Origin of the sequence: uncultured Sphaerochaeta sp., assembly GCF_963676625.2 — a bacterium.
In the GTDB taxonomy this organism is placed as follows: Bacteria; Spirochaetota; Spirochaetia; order Sphaerochaetales; family Sphaerochaetaceae; genus Sphaerochaeta.
Map to the genome: position 1 here is coordinate 1 of NZ_CAXXYB010000008.1, position 19622 is coordinate 19622.

Annotated in this window: 22 protein-coding genes, 1 tRNA gene and 1 CRISPR repeat array; of the genes, 6 read left to right on the plus strand and 17 right to left on the minus strand. The window is 44.7% G+C overall.

All coding sequences use genetic code 11. The annotated features are described in order from the left end of the window. The 7 genes from ACHZBG_RS10590 to ACHZBG_RS10620 form a co-directional block, all read right to left on the minus strand. On the minus strand, nt 1–367 hold a 367-nt coding region (locus ACHZBG_RS10590), incomplete at its 3' end, for a GntR family transcriptional regulator (protein WP_320129426.1). 109 nt (nt 368–476) lie between these two features. Beyond that, nucleotides 477–872, minus strand: coding sequence for an aldolase/citrate lyase family protein (locus tag ACHZBG_RS10595; protein WP_320129427.1), 396 nt, complete (start codon nt 870–872; stop codon nt 477–479). Further along, nucleotides 851–1264 carry an aldolase/citrate lyase family protein gene (locus tag ACHZBG_RS10600; protein ID WP_394699387.1) on the minus strand — a complete coding sequence of 138 codons (414 nt, stop codon included), beginning with the start codon at nt 1262–1264 and terminating at the stop codon, nt 851–853. Before ACHZBG_RS10600 ends, ACHZBG_RS10595 begins: the two co-directional genes overlap by 22 nt. 4 nt (nt 1265–1268) lie before the next feature. Next, nucleotides 1269–2192: a dihydrodipicolinate synthase family protein gene (locus ACHZBG_RS10605; protein WP_320129429.1), complete on the minus strand. Its 924-nt coding sequence runs from the start codon at nt 2190–2192 to the stop codon at nt 1269–1271. Between the two features lie 28 nt (nt 2193–2220). Then, the gene (locus tag ACHZBG_RS10610; RefSeq protein ID WP_320129430.1) at nt 2221–3510 is read right to left on the minus strand and encodes a TRAP transporter large permease; all 1290 of its coding nucleotides are present in this window, start codon (nt 3508–3510) and stop codon (nt 2221–2223) included. Beyond that, nucleotides 3507–4040: a TRAP transporter small permease gene (locus ACHZBG_RS10615; protein ID WP_320129431.1), complete on the minus strand. Its 534-nt coding sequence runs from the start codon at nt 4038–4040 to the stop codon at nt 3507–3509. Before ACHZBG_RS10615 ends, ACHZBG_RS10610 begins: the two co-directional genes overlap by 4 nt. Nucleotides 4041–4123: 83 nt before the next feature. Beyond that, nucleotides 4124–5125, minus strand: a complete 1002-nt coding sequence (locus ACHZBG_RS10620) for a sialic acid TRAP transporter substrate-binding protein SiaP (RefSeq protein ID WP_320129432.1) — start codon at nt 5123–5125, stop codon at nt 4124–4126. 477 nt (nt 5126–5602) lie between these two features. Between ACHZBG_RS10620 and ACHZBG_RS10625 the strand changes: the two genes are divergently transcribed. After that, nucleotides 5603–5725: a hypothetical protein gene (locus tag ACHZBG_RS10625; RefSeq protein WP_320129433.1), complete on the plus strand. Its 123-nt coding sequence runs from the start codon at nt 5603–5605 to the stop codon at nt 5723–5725. Nucleotides 5726–5732: 7 nt separating this feature from the next. Here the strand turns inward: ACHZBG_RS10625 and ACHZBG_RS10630 are convergent, their stop codons facing one another. The 8 genes from ACHZBG_RS10630 to ACHZBG_RS10665 form a co-directional block, all read right to left on the minus strand. Then, nucleotides 5733–6107: an integrase core domain-containing protein gene (locus ACHZBG_RS10630; RefSeq protein ID WP_320129434.1), complete on the minus strand. Its 375-nt coding sequence runs from the start codon at nt 6105–6107 to the stop codon at nt 5733–5735. Between the two features lie 110 nt (nt 6108–6217). Then, complete coding sequence (locus ACHZBG_RS10635) at nt 6218–6601, minus strand: transposase (protein ID WP_320129435.1); 384 nt, start codon at nt 6599–6601, stop codon at nt 6218–6220. A gap of 89 nt (nt 6602–6690) precedes the next feature. Then, nucleotides 6691–7261: a CRISPR direct-repeat array (repeat unit 28 nt; unit sequence TTTCTAAGCTGCCTATACGGCAGATAAC). Between the two features lie 159 nt (nt 7262–7420). Then, nucleotides 7421–7876 (minus strand): YhcH/YjgK/YiaL family protein, encoded by a 456-nt coding sequence (locus ACHZBG_RS10640; protein WP_320129436.1) that lies wholly within the window; start codon nt 7874–7876, stop codon nt 7421–7423. A gap of 68 nt (nt 7877–7944) precedes the next feature. Beyond that, nucleotides 7945–8325 carry a DUF3795 domain-containing protein gene (locus ACHZBG_RS10645; RefSeq protein WP_320129437.1) on the minus strand — a complete coding sequence of 127 codons (381 nt, stop codon included), beginning with the start codon at nt 8323–8325 and terminating at the stop codon, nt 7945–7947. A 40-nt stretch (nt 8326–8365) separates the two neighbouring features. After that, complete coding sequence (locus ACHZBG_RS10650) at nt 8366–9418, minus strand: LacI family DNA-binding transcriptional regulator (RefSeq protein ID WP_320129438.1); 1053 nt, start codon at nt 9416–9418, stop codon at nt 8366–8368. Nucleotides 9419–9507: 89 nt separating this feature from the next. Beyond that, nucleotides 9508–10605: a substrate-binding domain-containing protein gene (locus ACHZBG_RS10655; protein WP_320129439.1), complete on the minus strand. Its 1098-nt coding sequence runs from the start codon at nt 10603–10605 to the stop codon at nt 9508–9510. A gap of 61 nt (nt 10606–10666) precedes the next feature. Continuing rightward, on the minus strand, nt 10667–11911 hold the full coding sequence (locus tag ACHZBG_RS10660; RefSeq protein WP_320129440.1) for an ABC transporter permease: 1245 nt from the start codon (nt 11909–11911) through the stop codon (nt 10667–10669). A 12-nt stretch (nt 11912–11923) separates the two neighbouring features. Continuing rightward, nucleotides 11924–13420: a sugar ABC transporter ATP-binding protein gene (locus ACHZBG_RS10665; RefSeq protein WP_320129441.1), complete on the minus strand. Its 1497-nt coding sequence runs from the start codon at nt 13418–13420 to the stop codon at nt 11924–11926. A gap of 244 nt (nt 13421–13664) precedes the next feature. Between ACHZBG_RS10665 and ACHZBG_RS10670 the strand changes: the two genes are divergently transcribed. Next, a complete protein-coding gene (locus tag ACHZBG_RS10670) occupies nt 13665–14522 on the plus strand; it encodes a PhzF family phenazine biosynthesis protein (RefSeq protein ID WP_320129442.1) in 858 nt (285 codons plus the stop codon). Between the two features lie 157 nt (nt 14523–14679). Here ACHZBG_RS10670 and ACHZBG_RS10675 read toward each other — a convergent pair whose 3' ends face one another. Beyond that, nucleotides 14680–14919 carry an SHOCT domain-containing protein gene (locus ACHZBG_RS10675; protein WP_320129443.1) on the minus strand — a complete coding sequence of 80 codons (240 nt, stop codon included), beginning with the start codon at nt 14917–14919 and terminating at the stop codon, nt 14680–14682. A 243-nt stretch (nt 14920–15162) separates the two neighbouring features. Between ACHZBG_RS10675 and ACHZBG_RS10680 the strand changes: the two genes are divergently transcribed. The 3 genes from ACHZBG_RS10680 (at nt 15163) to ACHZBG_RS10690 (ending at nt 17798) form a co-directional block, all read left to right on the plus strand. Then, nucleotides 15163–15861, plus strand: a complete 699-nt coding sequence (locus tag ACHZBG_RS10680; RefSeq protein ID WP_320129444.1) for a response regulator transcription factor — start codon at nt 15163–15165, stop codon at nt 15859–15861. Continuing rightward, nucleotides 15851–17287 carry an ATP-binding protein gene (locus ACHZBG_RS10685; protein ID WP_320129445.1) on the plus strand — a complete coding sequence of 479 codons (1437 nt, stop codon included), beginning with the start codon at nt 15851–15853 and terminating at the stop codon, nt 17285–17287. The genes ACHZBG_RS10680 and ACHZBG_RS10685 overlap by 11 nt, the downstream gene beginning before the upstream one ends. 175 nt (nt 17288–17462) lie before the next feature. Beyond that, the gene (locus ACHZBG_RS10690; RefSeq protein WP_320129446.1) at nt 17463–17798 is read left to right on the plus strand and encodes a cation transporter; all 336 of its coding nucleotides are present in this window, start codon (nt 17463–17465) and stop codon (nt 17796–17798) included. A 136-nt stretch (nt 17799–17934) separates the two neighbouring features. Here ACHZBG_RS10690 and ACHZBG_RS10695 read toward each other — a convergent pair. Next, nucleotides 17935–18007, minus strand: a tRNA-Met gene (locus tag ACHZBG_RS10695). A gap of 227 nt (nt 18008–18234) precedes the next feature. On the opposite strand from ACHZBG_RS10695, the gene trkA reads away from it, so the two are divergent. Further along, complete coding sequence (gene trkA, locus ACHZBG_RS10700) at nt 18235–19617, plus strand: Trk system potassium transporter TrkA (protein ID WP_320129447.1); 1383 nt, start codon at nt 18235–18237, stop codon at nt 19615–19617. The last annotated feature ends 5 nt before the right edge of the window (nt 19618–19622 follow it).

Consider the following 19622-nt stretch of genomic DNA (forward strand, 5'->3'; position numbering starts at 1 on the left):
TGACGTTTTTTGCCGCAAGTTCAACAGAGAATATTTCCAGGATTGCCCTGACTTCAGTCAAGTCATTGGGTGAAATGTTATCTACTTGCATAATCCGGTTGACAGCAGTCATGACGGTATTGGTCTCAGGTTTGGTAAGGTAGGCTCCGGAACCATTCTTGAGCGAAACAAGCCCACGCTCCTGCAATAGTTTCAAAGCCTCCCGTACGATCGGCCTGCTTACGTTATATTGCTTGGCAAGCTTCATCTCAGATGGTAATTTCTCGGAAACCCTCGCAGAGGAAGAGGCAAGTATCACTTCTTCAAGATGATCCGCTACCTGCTGGCTCAAGTTGACCCGAGAAAGGGAAAAATCAGAAACATCCATATTGCTGGCTCCTTGAAAAGGCATCCTTTATCTTGTATCTGCTCCTTGACATTCTGTAAAGGGAAATACTCATTTTACGGTATGCGTCCGATGGATTTATACTATATAACTATACACTTTTACCCGATTGCCGAGCAACAAAGCCCAAAGTCTGACTCGCTCCTTGTTGAAGAAAGGAGATATCATCACCAACTGAAATAAAATCCACTCCCATATCCATCCAGGTCTTTATAGTTGTTTGGTCAGGTCCGATGGAGACTCCTACGGGTTTGCCTGCCTTCTTGGCGGCAAGGATTACAATTTTTCCCATTTCCAAGACCTCCGGATGCATGCTATGGCCAAGCAATCCAACGGAAGCCGACAAATCATTTGGCCCTATGATAATCGCATCCAAGCCGGCAACACCAAGGATAGCCTCAATATTTTCAACAGCCGTCTTGTGTTCGATCTGCACAATCCTGATAAAGGAATCTTTTGCTTCCTTCAGGTAGACTTGCAAATCCATTGTCCATATCCGATGGCTCTCCGAGGTCCAAAGCCACGTATTCCTTCTGGGGGGTACAAGCAGGCAGCCATGGCATCCTTGGTCTCCTGTTCGGTCAAGACCATAGGGATGATGATGCCATCAATTCCCATTTCAAGTATAGGCTTGATGATAACAGGATCATTGGCCGCAACCCGTACGAAGGCAGCGCTGCCCCCTTCATTTGCTGCCATAACATGCATGAGCAAATTCTGTTTGTCGAAGGGCCCATGTTCTCCATCTATCCAGAGGAAATCATATCCAAAAGTTGCCATGGCCTCGGTAATGGAAGGATCGGTGAAAAACACATGTCCTCCCACTACTTCACAAGATCCCATGTGCATACGCCTAAGAAGATCTTTTGCTTTTTTCATGCTATCAGCCTTGGAGCCCAAGTTTCAGTCTCAATGCTTTTTCCAGCCTGATCAGACTCGTAATCTCATGTCTTGCATTCTCATTCAGCAAGGAGACTGATTTTGATCTGGTAACCAGACTCATGGGAATATCAGTCAAGGCAAAATGGTATTTGGCATTCACGGGATAGGCACGGGCTTCCGTTACTCCTGCAACTGTCAAGAAATCACTTACTTCCCGAGCCAGGGCAGGTTCTGATCTGAAATGGTCGTACATCCATTTATAAAGGTCAATATGGAAGTTGGCCATAACCCCGTTGTATCCTTGATAGCCATCGATCAAGGAATCGAGCAAGGTGGAGGTATTTGCATTGAACAAGGCCAGGCCTGTTCCTTTTACCAGTTCTACCCTTCGCTTCTCGATCTCATTGCTGCACGATACATCTTTAAGGAATACAAGTTTTCCGCTTTTTGCACAGGAAGAGAGGAATTCATCTGTCAACAATCGCAAATACGGATACGGACACTCATACAAGCCAAAGGTCACCGAAGGAAGCTGTCGGAAAATATCTTCGGCATTCTCGTTGAAGGCTGAAGCTCCTTCATCTTCCTTTGCCATTCGGTTGGCAACCAGGACAACGGCATCGACGCCGGTTGCAGCCATATTTCCCAATTGTTCTATTTGCTTTGCATGGTCATCCGCAGTATGCCCTGAAGCAATCACCTTGACTCTGCCAGCAGCGGCATCCTTGACAGCGGTCGCCAGATCAAGCTTCTCCTGCTCAGAGAGATAAAACATCTCACTTGATTGGCATACAGCGAAAATTCCATCGCAACCATGGTTGATATACCATTCAACCAAGGCTTTGACACTCTTGAAATCAATCTTGTTACCCTCGGTAAATGGGGTAATCATTGTGGGCCAACACCCACTATAGGAAGCATCCATGATATTCATTCTCCTTACCATATGGCAATTACAATAAGCCTGCGGCTCTTGGAAGAAACAACGTAACTTCCGGAAAATAGGTGATGATGGCCAGGACCAGCAACATGGCGATCAAGGGAAAAATGATTTCTTTCATGATTCCCTTCAGAGGTGTCCCTGATATCCCGGAGGTAATGAACAACAGCATTCCAAAAGGTGGGGTCGAGAGACCAACCATCATGTTGAACGTAACAACCAACCCGAAATGGACCATGTCGATTCCCAGTGCCCTTGCAACAGGAATCATGATCGGGACGAAAACCAATTGGATGGTTGAGGTATCCATGAACATTCCCAATAATAAGATTACGACATTGACCAAAAACAGGAATCCATATTTATTGGAGGTAATGGACAGGATCCAGTTACCGATATGAACGGCAAGCTGTTCCCTGGCTACGATATAACTGATTATCGTAGCGGCACCGATCATGATACTGGTAGCCCCGATATCCCTAATCGACACTTTCAGCACTTCGCCAAGGCCCTTCCAACCGATTGCCTTGTAGGCAAAAACGGAAATGATCAGGGCATAGAAGCCTGCAATGGCCCCGGCTTCGGTCGGAGTCATGATTCCCGTATAGATTCCTACCAGCAAAATTACCGGAGTAAGCAAGCCCAACAAGGCTCGGAATGTGGCACGAAGGAAATCCTTCCAGACAATCTTTGAACCTCGTGGATAATTTCTCTTTTTTGCGACCAGGGCTACATACAGCATAAGGAAACCAGACAGGAGAATTGCAGGAACCATTCCGCCCATGAACAAGGCACCAACTGAGGTACTGGAAAGCATCGCATAAATGACGAGGGGAATCGAAGGCGGGAAGATAGGACCAATCGTTGCAGAGGCAGCTGTGATGGCACAGGCAAATTCCGCATCGTACCCCTGATCTTTCATGGCGGCAATCTCAATCTTGCCAAGCCCTGCGGCATCAGCAATGGCTGAGCCCGTCATGCCGGAAAAGATCAGGGATGCTATGACATTGACCTGTCCCAGGGCACCTCTCATTCTTCCGCACAAACCTCCGGCAAAATCAAAGATCATATCGGTGACCTTTCCCGAATTCATGACATTTGCGGTAAAAATGAATAAGGGAACAGCAATGATGACATAATTAGTATAATAGGTATTCATGACTTGGTTGATGACCAAACTTAAGTCTCCGCCTTTTACCAAGAGATAACAAGCGGCAGAAGCAAGCATACCAAAGGCAATGGGCATCCTCAAAAAGAAGATGAGTACGAATACAAAGAGTGTGACAAACAGGGGGAAACTCATACCAGCTGGCCCTCCTCGACATCCATTTTTTTCAAATGGTCGACACTATCGGCAAGTTTGCCACTCAGTACCTTCCAGTCCTCAAGGATCGAGGGGATGGTATATCCAATGATAGAGCAAAGAAAATAACAGAAAGGAAGAAAAATGTAGGTATAGGAGACTCGCAGTACGGGAGTCATCTGAAAACCCAAAAAGAACGAATATTGGATGGAAGGAACCAACATAACCGCAAAAGTCCCTACGATCAGAAGATTTCCGACCATTCTGGCAGCCGCAGCTACTTTGGGATTGTAGAGCTCATAGAGCATGGTAAACTGTACATGGCTATGCTGACGCATGGTATAGCAGGCACCAAAAATTACGGTCCAGCAAAAGCCGATGACAATTACATCCTGGGTCCAAAGCAAGGGATGGTTCATGACATAACGAAAAAAAACTTGCAAGATGAATGTAATGAACATTGCGGAAAAAGAAAGGATGGGAACATACACCTCAAAGATATCCCTGAGAAACAATGCGGCCTTTTTCAATTGAAGGACCTCCCTTGAAAATCAAAAAAAAATGGTGGAAGAAAAAATCCCCGGGACAGACAAACTGTCCCGGAAATACATACTTATTTAGCTGCATCCTGAACTTTCTGGTACATATCCATATCCCAGGTCTTGGCATAATCACTGGCAAGATAGAGAGGAAGTACATGTTCACTGAAAGCATTGATATCGGCATAGTAAATTTTTAGGCCCTGACTCTTGAAGAATGCCACCAATTCGGCTTCTGCCTTGAGGTTGGTCTCATCACAGTACTTGATACCGGCCTTGATTCCTTCCATTACCCAACCTTTCTGCTGTTCGGTAAGGGACTGCCATTTTTTCTCATTGATGGCTGGCCATACGCTGTCGACAAGGTGATTGGTAATGGTAATTGACTTGGTGACTTCATAGAACTTTGCATTCTTGTCGGTTGGGAGAGGATTGTCCTGTCCATCAACGGTCTTGGTCTGCAAGGCCATGTACAGTTCACTGAATGAAATCGGGGTTGGATTGGCTCCGATGGCCTTTCCGAGGAAGATCCAGGAATCGGAGTTGGGCATTCTGAGTTTGATACCCTTGAGGTCCGCAGGGGTCTTGATGGCCTTGTCCTCGACCAGATTGATCTGTCTTGTTCCCAGATATTCTGCACCCAAGGGGCGAATACCCTGTTCCTGTGCAATTTTATTGAATACTTCATCTCCGATAGGCCCGTTAAGAACCTTGGTCATGTGATCATAGCTCTTGAACATATAGCCGGCAGTAAACATCGATACCCAAGGGGATCCATCAGTAAGCCAGGAAGCACTGGTAGCCGTAATATCAGCTTGTCCGCTCTTTACAGCTGAAACTTCCTGTTCCTGCTTGAATAAAGAGGCCGAATCATAGGTCAGGACCTTAATCTGCCCGCCCGAGACTTTTTCTACGGTTTCCTTGAATACTCTCATGGCACCTGCATGGGCATCTGTGGGAACGGCAGTCATGGTATAGACCAATTCGACAGGCTTAGTGCCTTCCGTGGTACCTTGTGCAAAAACCATTGGCAGAGCCAAGGCAGCCATCAAAAGAACGAGTGAAAGCTTTTTCATTTGTTTCCTCCTAATTTGACCAGCATAGAGCTGGAAAAACAATGAAAAAATATGCAATCCGGTTAAAACCGCGATTTTCCTGATACACGAAAATCAAAATCCCATACATGAGCCGACAGATGCTCTGTCATGGTTTTTTTGAGAGAATGGTTTCCCTAAGCTTCAAGAAAGGTAGCCAACTGTTCATTCTACAGCTCAATATTTATAGGGAAGTTTCAAGTTTCCTATTCTGCTTATCTGTAAAGCTGTTTACCTGTCTTACAGCTTAATATTTACATACATATTTTAATCTGTCAAATTTTATTTTCAGGAATTCATACAACACTTCATGAACGAAAAAGCTCAGGTCTTTGACCATGACTATTCAATGATTTCATCGTTTTTTGTTATCTTGAGTTATAATTGGGATCAATAGTATAGAGAAACGCCGCTTTGCAATAGAAAAATCCAGGAATATTCATCAGGGAGGATTGCTTGATGAGAATTGAAAAGAAAGATATTGCCAAATTCGATTTTGATAGAGAAGGCTTGGTCAAGAAAGTTCTTTCCAATAAGACTATGATGCGCCCTGTAATCAATACCAAAAGGCAAAAACTTTAAGGTGAACTCAGGACTTTGCAGAATAATCATATTGGAATGACTCGTACTGCATGTTCGGTGTTTCATAATCGAGTGACTGATGGAACCTGTCCTGATTGTAAAACCTGAAATATGCACCCACCCCCTTCTTCAGTGAACGGAGATCCTCATCTCCCTGCAGATGAATATCCTCGTACTTCACCGTTCTCCAAAGCCGCTCGATGTGGATGGTGTCTCTCCAGTTTCCCTGGCCGTCCATGCTTACCCTGATGCCATGATCATTCAGGATCTGCACAAACCCATAGAAGGTGAACTGGCTCCCCTGGTCACTAGTAAAGATTGACGGGGAACCATGAAGGGCAAGGGCTTCTCTCAGTGCCTCCTCACAGAATCCGGCATCCATGCCTCCGCTTCAGTTCCAGAGGCATCTTCCGGCATCCGTAGAACGGCAATGCCGTGCGGATGTCAACAACCTTCTGACGATGTTCATTGCAGGGCTCCTGTCGCGGATTGCTATGGTAATAGACGTTGCTGCTGGGAACATCCAGCAACCGGCATTGCCTCCTGACTGACAGTTTCTTCTCGTGCCTGTCGATCAGTCTGGATCTTTCCCGTACAGCTGCTTGTACTTTTTTTTAAGAATTCCTTCTCGTAATTGGATTCGCCCAGCTGGCGGAAAAGCTCTTCCTTCTCCTTCTTCAGCCTGCTGTATTCCTCATCCCTCTTGTTCTTCTGTACGAACAGGACCGAGGAATTCTCTATCATCTGCTTCTTCCAGGCACTAATCTGGTTCGGGTGAACCTCGTACTTCTCTGCCAATTCTGCCAGGGTCATCTCTTCCTTCACTGCCTCCAGGGCGATCTTGGCCTTGAATGCCTCATCGAATTTCTTTTTCATGCGGACTCCTACTCCTGGTAGTGTAGTCCACCTTATTCATTTTGGGGAATGGTACAGCTCCTGGGGCTCATCATATTTCCCTTTCCCCATTTCTAAGCTGCCTATACGGCAGATAACAAAGCCTGGTTGACTCTCTCCATTTTGTACAATTTCTAAGCTGCCTATACGGCAGGTAACAAGGCGAAATGAGCGCTATGACAATCATGTTGTTTTCTAAGCTGCCTATACGGCAGGTAACAAGGCGAAATGAGCGCTATGACAATCATGTTGTTTTCTAAGCTGCCTATACGGCAGGTAACCTGAGGACTTTGCTGACCTGGCTAAGCAATATGTTTCTAAGCTGCCTATACGGCAGATAACGCCTTGGCGCTTCGTAATTTCAGGACTTCCCATTTCTAAGCTGCCTATACGGCAGATAACGCCTTGGCGCTTCGTAATTTCAGGACTTCCCATTTCTAAGCTGCCTATACGGCAGATAACACAACTGGTGACGAATGGTATACAGCATTAGTTTTCTAAGCTGCCTATACGGCAGATAACGAGAACGAGATCAAGCGGCTTGAAAAACTCAATTTCTAAGCTGCCTATACGGCAGATAACTGATACCAGTAATGAAAACAAGTGGCGTTGCATTTCTAAGCTGCCTATACGGCAGATAACTGAACATTACTAATCCTGATCTTTTACATAATAAACAAAAAATAGAGTTTTTTCAATTTTTACCAATCTATTTACTACACGACAATGATTGTCCTGAATAAAGCTCAATACAGGTTCTGATTTTGCTATATAAGTCGTTATCAAGAAATGAAATACCACTCAATCAACCAAAATCTTGAAAACCACCTTCTTAACAGTGGCAGGAGCTTTATCAATAAGGTTGGGAGCATGGGGCTCGCCAGGCAAGAAAAGCGCAAAGGTATCGCCTTTGGCATAATAGGAAACCAAAGAAGAACCAATAGCCATCAAGGCATCCTTTTGCTCATCATAAGCCTTGGTTTCACTCGAAATCGTTCTTCGGGCTATATCCATTCGTTCGTTTCCGGACAAGAGGATCTGTACATCCGCTTCCCTTCTGTGAATCTCATATTCATCAGCCTGGTCTTTCAAGGTTTCGTAGGTAAATACATTATACCTGACTCTCTTGTCGTCAGTCGCATATTGTCCCAATTCCTTTGAATCAAGGACGCCACTCTTTAATATTTCCACCACTTTTTCAAGTCCGGGAAGAACCGAAACATATCTGTATAGTTCTGAAATCTGATCAATAATCATAGGGGACCCTCATTTTTTTTCTGGGACAAAGCATACTGCAAGTAAACAAAGAGAAAAAGAGGCCAAAGCTATGCTTTCCCATATAAAATAAGATCAAAAATCTCCTTTTCTGTTTGTTTTTCGTCGTAGTCGCCGGTCAGCTTACCCTCGTGATGATACAGGATACCGGTTTGTTCGTTCCTTTTTAGACATTCCAAGAATTTTTCTTCCCCGTAAAGAGCCAAGAATCTGGAAAAGGCAAGAACCCTGGGTTTATCAAGCATTGTCCCCTTACAGGGGAACTGGTCACACTCCCAACATCCCTTGATTCCTTTTTCCTTGCAACAGTTGAAATTCTTGCACCACTGCTTATTGTTACAGCCTTCCTTACGACATCCCGGGCAGTTGCTGTTCTCACTGCAGAGGCAACAGGCAAGACCGCAATACGCAAACCCTTTCTCTCGTTCCATCTCATTCCCTTCCAATGGGTTTCTATTCTAAGACTCTGCCTTAGTACAAACAAGTAGGACTGAACGGCAGAGCGCCATTGGCTTTCATTACTATAATTTTAGGTTTGAAAATAATTTGTTTGGGAAAATCTTCCCAGTCACCCTCGAGACGTCGAAGCAACAAAGCGGCCACTGCCTTTCCAATCTCTTCCAAAGGCTGGAAAACAGCATAGTGACAGAATTGGAGCAAGGGGGAATAGGACAGATAATCGAAACTGGCAAATACCAGGGAAGGATGCTGAAAGGGAGAAAAAGTTTCCATCAAACAAGAAGTTGCCCCCAGGTGCAGCAGATCATTTGCAATAAAGAAAGCCTGGGGAGGGTCTTGTTTCTGGAGAATCTGTTGCATAATGGAAAACCCTCTTTTCTGGTCCATGACTCCATCAAGGAAAACGAAGGAGGTCTCTACGGGGAGATGGGCTTTTTCCATCGCTTCCAAGTACCCCTGGTACCGTTCTTTGGCTGTCGGAATGTGGAGATTTCCACCGATGAAACCAATTCTTTTATACCCTTCCTTTACAAGAGCCTCAATTGCCTTGCAAACCCCATACCTGTTATCTGTCAGAACAGAATCCATATGTAGGGAAGGAAGTTGCCTGTCCAGAATTACCATAGGAATATTTGTCAGTATTTTTTCCCTAAAATAATCGCTGACATCACTGACAGGGATGATCACCAAGGCATCGACCGTGCGCTCCATCATTACTCGTAGTTTTTTTTGCTCTTCCTCAACTGAATTGTTCGAAGAACAGATAATCATGGTATATCCACGTGGAGAAAACACCTTTTCCATCGATTCCAAAACTTCCATAAAAAATGTGTTTGAGAGTTCAGGAGCAATGATACCGATAGTCTTGGTATGACGGATTTTCAGGGAGCGAGCAACCTCATTGCGGGTATATCCCAATTCTAGCATTGCAGAACAAACTTTTTCCCGTGTCCTCGTTGTTACGGCCAAAGAATCATTGAGAACTCTTGAGACCGTAGCAATGGAAACCCCGGCACCCCGGGCGACTTCCCTGATTGTTATGGTCTTTTCGCTTTCATTTCTCATATTCCTTGCTCCTGTGCAAAAAAAGGATAGAGATCCTAATAACCTCCGATAAGGACCTCTACCCCTGTTTGAGTCAGAAAGACTTTCTGTTAATCGTAGAGAAGCCCCTTGATATCGTCATTATCCATATTGCTCTTGTCATAGAACTTGGCACCAGTATCGACATCGGCAACAGATTCGCCTTTGTAGGCTTTATAGGCCAATTCAACAGCCTTGTACCCTATGGAATACGGATCTTGGGTAATTGAGCCCAGGAAGTAACCTTTACGCACTGCGTTCTTCTGGCCGGCTCCGGCATCATACCCAATCACGACAACATTCTTGTATTTGGCATCTGTCTTTAACATAGCGCCGTCATTGGTTGCCGCGAGCAATCCCTTGACCGTAGCTTCATTGGAACAGAAAATACCAAGAATATGGTCCGAAACAACCTTATTGAGCACAGCCTGCGAGGCATTGGTAGCATCAGTCATTGCTGCCGAGGCAGGAACAACCATCTCTATCATCACCTTCTTACCCATGGTGGGACTATCCGCAGCGATATAAGCGGTATTACCCATTACCTTGATATCGGCTTTCGTCAGCTTGGTCTGGGTGGTAATAAGATCAACCATTGTGTCACGGAATCCCTTTCCACGGCTCAACAAGGATTCACCAGAAGCATCCTGATTGAGAACAACAATTTTTACGGGTTTTGCATCAGTTGCCATTTCGATTTCCGGCTTGATTACTTCAAACATCTTCTTTGCGGCCATACCGGCGGCATTGTAGTTGTTCGTAGCAGCGTTTGCCCAGATGGAACCTTTTGGAGCCTCAGGTACACCGGAGTCAAAACCGATTACAGGAATACCCTTCGCTTGAATTTCCTGTAGCTGGTCAAGGACACTACTGGTGTTCAATGCGGCCAAGGCAATTGCCACAGGATTCTTTGCCATGGCATTGTTCAGCATCTCAACCTGAGTCTGGACATCACTTTCCGAAGGGGGCCCTTCAAACGTGATATCCACGTTATACTTGGCAGCGGCTGCATTGGCCCCAAGTTTTACTTGCTGCCAAAAATCGTGTTGTTCACCCTTCGAAACAACAGCAATGTACGGTTTCGCCATTTCTTGTGTCGCCTGGGCAAAAATTGGAGTAAACGAGGCAAGCACAACCAAAACGAACAGACCAACCAAGGCCTTTTTCATATGAACCTCCTGTTTTTCCCGAAAGCATGCGCCTTCGGGTTTTCTCCTATCTAGAAACAATCTAGGATTCTTCGTCCTTGACTGTCATCTCGAACTCTTTTTCCTCAAGGGCCAACTGGGCTTTCAGCTCTTTTTCCTCCTTTTTCATTTTTTTATAATTTTTCTTCATATCAATTTTTATTGTTCGGATCTCTTCCTCAATCTTCACTTTTTCCCCAGGAACACTTTCTTTTGCCAAGCGTTGCCTCAACATGTCCAAATTGTGCAAAGCTGTCTCACGGAATTGGTCCGCGGGAGTCTGGATTTTCACTTCAAAAGCCTTTTTATTACGGTAGATATCAAGCATGACGGCTCCGATAACCACAACACCGGTAAAGAACGTCTGGTATTGCGCTTGAAGATCCATTGAGGGGAGTCCCGAACGAAGGACACTCATGATATAGACTCCTATCAGGGTACCTAAAACCGAGCCGGCACCTCCACTAAGGGAAGTCCCTCCGATAACCGCACCTGCTATGGCATAGAGTTCAAAGCCTGCTCCTTGGGCTGGCATTACGGTAGTGTAAACCGCGGCAAAGGCAATACCTCCCATCCCTGCGGTGAAACCTCCTACAACATAGGCCATCATTTCCCATTTCTGTACATCGACACCTGAAAGCCTTGCAGCGTCCTTGTTCGATCCAATGGCAAAAATATAGCGTCCCATCTTGGTTCTATTCAGAAGCAGATAGGCAATGAAAGCTGTCAAAAACAGGACAATGGCCCCGGTTGGGATGGAATCATTGCCCTCTGTTATGAATTTGAAAATGCTCTTGAACCAGCTATCGGAAGCTCCTCGGGCAGGAAAGGTAGCACTACGAACATTGGAGACAATGGATCCAGTTCCCAAACTGATCATCTGCGTTCCCAAAGTGGCAATGAACGGGGGAAGCCCCAATCTGGATATCAGTATTCCATTCAAGAACCCAAAGGCTGTACCTACGCAGAGAATGAGTATCAGAGACAACCACATGGGCCAACCCCAGGATTTATAAGCAGTCCCCCCAATGATGGCAGAGCACATCATTACAGTTCCACAGCTCAGGTCTATCCCGCCTGTTATAATTACAAACGTAACCCCGATGGCAATGAACCCAATATAATAGGAAGAATCGAGAATATTTACCAAGGTAGTGAAGGAGAAAAAATTTCTCCCGAACAATGAGAAAAATGCATAGATAATAATCAATGCCAGCGGAGCAAGGAGCTTCTGCATGTTGATTACGTTTTTCTTTTCCCTCAAATCCACATTGTCATTGTTATCCATACCTCCACACTCCTATTTGGAAAGTGTCGCCAGACCCATGATTTTTTCCTGGGTTGTTTCCGCTATATCGAGAATTCCGGTAATTCTTCCTTCACACATCACCACAACCCTGTCGCTCATCCGCAAGATTTCCCCCAATTCAGAACTGATCATAATTATCGATTTACCTTCCTTGACCAATTCATTCATCAGCGAATAGATTTCACTCTTTGCACCGACATCAATCCCTCTGGTAGGTTCATCGAAAATGAGAATTGAGCTATTTTTTATCAACCATTTTGCAATGACTACCTTCTGTTGGTTGCCCCCTGAAAGGTTTTTGACAAACTGGTATAACGAGGGTGTCTTGATTTTCAGTTTCTGGACATACTTTTCGGTTGCCTTTGCCAGATTTTTTGTTTGGAGCAACAAGTTCGGGGTAAGTTCCGCATAGGAAGCCATTACCGCGTTGTCCATGACAGGAAGCCTGGTGGCCAGCCCAAATCTTTTCCTGTCTTCCGACAGATATCCGATTCCTTTCTTTACAGCATCCATTGGGTTGCCGATATATACCTGATGACCTAAGACCTCAATGACACCAGTCGCCTTATCAGCCCCGTATAGCGCCCTGGCGGTTTCGGTCCGTCCGGCTCCCATCAAACCGGCAAATCCAAGGATTTCGCCTTTATGGAGATCAAAACTTACATTCTGGACAAGTTTTCCGGCATTGAGGTTGGAGACCTTAAGTACAACTGGGGCATCAGGGGCAACATTGCTATGGTTTTTGGGTTGTTCATATATGACACGCCCCACCATCATGTTGATCATTTCTTCTTTGCTTAGTTCCTTGGTTTGTTTCGTTCCGACAACTTCTCCGTCTCGTAACACGGTTATTCTGTTCGAAATTTTTCCTATCTCATCAAGACGATGAGAAATATAGATCATGGAAACACCTCTTGCGGCGAGGTCGCGCATGATATTAAAAAGGTCTTCTATTTCCCTATCGGTCAGGGCAGCGGTAGGTTCATCGAGTATCAATACCTTGAGGTTATAACTTACAGCCTTGGCTATCTCGATCATCTGTTGCTTACCTACAGTTAGCTTAGCTAGTTTCACTTCAGGATCGATATTCATATGTAATTTTTCAAGTAACTGCCGAGCTCGGTTGTTCTGCTGTTTTTCATCGAGGAACAGTCCGTTGAACTTCGTGGATTCTCGACCAATAAAGAGATTCTGGGCAACGGTAAGATGATCCATCATATTCAATTCCTGATGGATAATGGCAATACCGGCCTTGAGTGCTTGTTTGGGACCGCGGGGATTGAATAATCTACCCATATAATGGATTTCCCCGGAATCCTTGGGAAAGATTCCCGTGAGGGCTTTCATGAGAGTAGATTTACCTGCACCATTTTCGCCAACAAGCGCATGGATTTCTCCCTCATAGAGGTCAAAATCAACTTGTTTCAGAGCATGGACACCAGAAAAGCGCTTGTCTATGGCTTTCATTGACAATACAACATTGTTCAAAGCCATCACTCCTTATTTTCAAAAACCACACCACTGGCATTACGGGACTCGATAAGGACAACATCTCCAAAATCCTTATAAGAAAATCATTACATGTAAAAAGGGTGTTGTCAATATTTTTTTGTAAACGTTTACAATATAAGGCTTTTACTATTCATGATCCTGTAATTTCAATCTCCTCATGTCAAGCAACCCCTCTCCATGATATACTTGCAGAAAAATCAGGAAAAGGATCATTTTGATTATGCAATTCTATCATGTAGATGTATTCTCGCAGACGGTGCTGGGTGGTAACGGAGTGACGATCGTTATAGCCGAACGACATCTTGAGGATACCTTGATGCTGAAAATAGCCCAGGAATTCAAACAGTTCGAGACCGTGTTTGTTTTCCCCAAGAAGGACAATAGTTTTCCCTTGAGAATATTTACCGTCCAGGAAGAATTGTCCTTTGCAGGACACCCAATTCTGGGAACAGCCTGCTTGCTTCACAGTGTTTTGCATCCCAAGGAAAAAGAAATAACGCTGACTATGGAACTTGGGAACAGAATTATCTCCGTTCAATCAAGGAATGAAGGTTCTTGGTATTCGGCAATCATGGACCAAGGAAAACCACAGTTCCTCGGCATAATTGATAAAGAACAGCATGCTGAGATATGTGCCTCACTCAATTGTTCGAAAAAAGACTTGTATCCAGGATATCCTTTGGAGGTAGTTTCGACAGGACTTCCCTACCTATTGGTTCCTGTACGCGGGGTTTTGCAAACAATGAAGGTAACCAATCCGGATTTTGAGGCTTTGCTTTCCCGATTCGGTGCAAAGTTTGCCTATGTGTTTGACGCTGACTCGTTGGAATGCAGATCCTGGGATAACAGCGGCTTCTATGAGGACAGTGCAACAGGAAGTGCAGCAGGCCCCTTGGTCGCCTACCTTGTCTCTCATGGTTACAAGGAACGAGGAAAGACAACAACCATCCAACAAGGGCGTTTTGTTGACAGACCAAGCGTAATCAAAGGATGGATGGAAGCTGAAAAACCAGGCAATATCTTCATTGAAGGTGCAGTGGTCTTATTTGCCGCCGGAACTATAAACCTTCCCGAGTAAACAAAAAAGGCAACCTGCAGGACAAAAACTTGCCACTACAGATTGCCAAAATTCAGTAGAACCGGAGAGGATTTACAAACCGTAACCGATATGTAGGGGATACCCTCTCGCTGTTGATCAATTTGATATATGCAAACAAATAAAAGCACTAGGCTATCTATTCGTGCAAATCCTTTTTCATCTCAGAAAATTCCTGTCTTGAAATTTCACCATTTGCATACCGTTTCTTCAATATCTCAAGAGGAGTTGTTGCAAAAGAAGCCTTTCTCCCAGGGATATCCAGATAACGAACGACAAGCAAAATAACAATAATCGGAATGATAACCATAAATAATCCCATTGCAAGACCTCCCCAATTGGATTGCCCCAAATATCCCAGACAATAATTTCCGAACATGTGCAGCTCCTTTATGTTGAAGAGATTCAGCCTATTCCACTGAAGACTTTGCCACGATCGCCGGTAATCTTTCTTACGGATGGATAGGAAAGTTTACATATGTATTAATAATACCGTTATATGAATGTAGGATGAATGAACCATGGCAATTAAATGAATTGCACATTTTTGTACAACGCTTGTCTCGGCGTTTCTTCTTGACAATCAATGGTATAGAATAATAGAAAAGTGGAAAGGAGTTTTATGCCACAGAAAATTTTCGTAGCAGATGATGAACCTAAAATGGTTGATTTGATCAAGAAATATCTGGAAGTGGAAGGATATTCAGTCCTTACGTTCAGAAATGGTTCCGATCTTTTCAATGCTTATCGCAAAGAGGTTCCCGATTGCCTTATCCTGGATATAAACATGCCCGGCATGGATGGGCTCTCCCTTGCCCGCGAAGTACGCAAAACCTCGGACACCCCAATCATTTTTCTCTCGGCAAGAACGGATGAAATCGATCGAATCGTGGGTTTTGAAATGGGAGCCGACGACTATATCACCAAACCTTTCAGTCCTAGGGAAATGGTTGCAAGGGTCAAGGCAATACTGAGAAGAAAAATTCAGGTACCCGCGTCCCCTCAGGAAATAATCGTTGAAGGAACTCTTTCCATGGACATTCCCAAAAGAACCGTTTCTGTCGGAGATACCTTGGTAGAACTGACCGCTGCACAGTTCGATATCTTGGTTTTCATGATGCAACAACCGGGTAGAGTCTGGAGCAGACTTGATTTACTGGGTTCTTCTACAGGGTCTTCCTTCGAAGGATATGAAAGAACCATCGATGCTCATATAAAAAATATCCGCAAGGCCTTGGGAGATGACAGTGACAATCCCCGTTTCATAGAAACAGTGAGAGGAATCGGGTATCGTTTCAGGGAGCAGGACAGTGAAACTTAAAGTACGACTTCCCCTTTATTTTCTGATTGTCGTGGCAATCTTGGCAACACTGAACTCATTTTTCGTACTGCGAACCACGGAAGATCGATTCAGGACCTTTGTATTTGCCGGTGACTCAGGGAAGGCCGAAGTCTATGCTGGACTCCTTGGCGATTTTTATGAGGAACAAGGATCCTGGGACAACGTTCAAGAATTTATTATGAGTTTGTCAACAAAAGTTGCTGAAAACGTTGATATCGGAATATTCGGGAAAATGCATTTTCACGCCAGAAGTCAGTATTATCAGCCAATGCTACGCAACCTTTTCTCTGACAGGGTGGTTATCGCCGATAAAAACGGTGTAATCATTGCCGATTCCGCCAACAAGCTGATAGCAACTGTCCACCCTGAAAGACACCTATCCCAGGGCATTTCCATAGTTACCTCCACGGGGAAAAAAGGAACTGTCCTCATAGGCTCCATGGTCGACAGTTCACTTACGGATACTGATGAACACTTTCTCACGTCCATAAAGAAATCCCTGATCTTCTCTTCACTCATATCGGTAATTCTGGCTCTGATCCTGGGAATAATTCTTTCCTTGCGCATAAGTCATCCGATAGCCAGACTGTCTGCAAGTGCCCGGGAGATTTCCCTGGGACATCGCCCTCCACTCGTCCCCATCGATGGCAATGATGAATTGTCGGAGTTGTCCAGGACCTTCAACGAAATGACCGAGGATCTGAAAAAGATGGATCAGATCAAAAAACAAGTGATTGCCGATTCTGCCCATGAACTAAGGACTCCCGTCTCCCTGATACAGGGAACCATAGAAGGAATGCTGGACGGAATACTTCCGATCGATAAAGAGAATCTCAGGTCCGTCCTTGAAGAAGTCAATAGGCTTTCCCGGCTGATCGACACCCTCAGGGAACTTGAGCTCATCGATGCCGGAGAACTCTCGCTTTCTAAAAACGATGTAGACCTCGCTCATCTGGTCACAAAATCAATCTCTTTGTTTGCACCTTTGGCTGCTGAAAAAAGTCAGACAATGACCTTTGAACAAAACAATATCGTTTCTTCCACTATCTTTGGTGACTTCCTCAGGTTAAGGGAAGTACTCGACAACCTGGTTTCCAATGCTATCAAATATACCCCGAAAGGCGGTCAAATCCGCATTCGAGAGGAAAAGGCTCCGAAAGGGTTCGTCCGATTCAGCATTGATGACTCTGGCCCCGGTATTGATGAACCTGAACGAGCGCATGTCTTTGAACGATTTTACCGAACTGATAAATCCAGGTCCACTGACTCGGGAGGCAGAGGCTTGGGACTTGCCATTTCCCTGGAAATCATAAAGGCACATGGGGGAAGTATCACCGTCGGAGCCTCTGATTTGGGAGGAGCAAAATTTACCGTGGACCTTCCTGAGAAAAAACAAGGATTGTAGTTTTTTCAAAAGGATTTAAAAAAGCTACCGATTATCTTCTGAAAATATCCACTTCCAACTTTGCAGATTGCATGAGAGCCAGTGAATTAGTTGATTTACGATTACAAATCTCCTCCCTTCATTATCCATTCATAGAATGTATGTATTGTTAAAGGTTAAGAAGAGGAAATAGATTATGAACCAGAAAATCGATACCGATAATAAAGAAAAACACCAGTCCTCAATTTCCCAGACCGTCAAAAATTGGTTCAAGCCCAAGGAAAACGTGGTTGAAGTACAACCTTCTGGTGAAAAACCCTTGAAAAAACTCTTGATCATAGAGGGAATGAGTTGTGGACATTGCACCATGAAAGTCAAATCAGAACTTATGGATGTCAAAGGGGTGACCCAGGTCCAGGTCAATCTGACCAAGCAGAGTGCCCTGGTGGAAGGGTTTCACCTGAACAACTCTGATCTGATGCAGGCAGTGAAAACCGCAGGCTATTGCGTTACCCAGATTTTGGGGCAGTAAAAAGACAAAAAGAAAGGCAACCCGCCGTGCGATCAATACCGCCTCAACAAGTTGCCAGAACTTGGTAGAATCAGGAATCACCGTCCTACCGGGTACCTTTGTACGTTCGGTAGTCCATTCATCAGACCAACTGTTATAGCAGGGGTAGGACTCGGACCTACGGCCTTCGGGTTATGAGCCCGACGAGCTGCCAACTGCTCCACCCTGCGTCGAATTTCTTACGAAGCATAAGGTAATTCAGAATTAATGTCAACAACCTGCAACAAAATAGGACAAAATACTTATTTATATAGTGAGAAATAAGATATCTACGGTCATACACCCCAAAACCCAACCACTTCCGTAATCTTTGGCAATCTGCTACCATAGAGGGAATTATGTGAAATATTGTTTCCTTGGCTTGAGTAATTTTACCTGAAAAAAACATTTTGGTATTATGGTACCAGAGAAAAGGAGCTTGGAAACGAACAGAAAAGTTGTCATTCTGGGAGCAGGAAGACGTGGCTTAGGCCTGGCAAGACATTTAATAGAAGAACATAGGGATGTGGTCTTGATTGACAATAACCCTGAAAAAATTGACCTGGCAATAACCAAACTTGACTGTATGGGAATTCTTGGCAACGGAACGGATATCGCAGTCCTTACCGAGGCAGGTTGCAGTGATGCAGAAACCTTCATTGCAGTTACCGACAGTGACGAAATCAATCTTGTCTCCTGTGGTATCGTCTCCAGTTCGTTCAAGGGAACAAAAACCGTCGCAACCATCCGTAGCTTGGTCTATACAGGAAAAGAAGGATTGAAAGAAGGTTTGCTTGGAATTGATCATATTGTCAATCCAAATGCCGAAGCTGCCCATTATATCTATAATATTATTGAGCAAGGCGTCTATAGCGATGTAATCGGTTTCAAGACCTCAAAGCTCCTGCTGTACAATCTGTATATAGAACCCCACTCTCCCTACATCGGGAGCTCCCTGACAGAAATGCGCACCAAGTTGAAGGCTGATTTTATCATTGCCGCCATCCATAGAAGAGGTAGTGCCTTTGTTCCTTTCGGAGCTACCTCCATCGAACCCAACGACACTCTTTCCATTGTTGCCGAAACCTCGGAGGTTTCGGATATCTTGAAAACCATAGGCAAAATTCAAAACAAGCCCAAAAGGATTGCATTGGTGGGCGCAAGTAAAATTGCCAGGGCCTTGCTCAACCTCATGACTCCTGCCATGCGAGCCAAAATTGCGGTGATTGACCAAGACCCTGCTGTTTGTACAGTTTTTTCCGAACGCTTCCCTGAAATTTTGGTTATCAAGGCAGATATCACCGATGAAGATATTCTCAAGGAAGAACAGCTTGACCGGTACGACTTGCTCATAGCCCTGACTGACAACGATGAACTCAACATAATAACTGCCTCATACGCAAAACGAATTGGCATCACCAAATCAATGGCCTTGGTAAAACAAAACAATAACTATGTCAGGCTCGCCTCGTATCTGGACATTGATTCAGTGATTTCAACGACAATCACAACCGTCGATTCCCTGTTGCGTTATCTCAGGGGAACAAATATCACCAGCCTTCATTCCCTGTTCAACGGGCAGTTGGAAATCTATGAATTCACCATCACCAAGACCAGCAAGGCTTGTGATAAAAAACTCAGCGAACTTAATATGCGTAAAAAAGCCATCATCGCTGGATTGACGAATAAAGAGGGGAATAGCGTCATCCCCAATGGAAACGCAACCCTTAAGGAAGGCGATAGCGTTCTGGTCGCGGTAAACAGAGACTCGGTGGACTTCATCCAGAAGTTCTTCAGTTAGGCCAA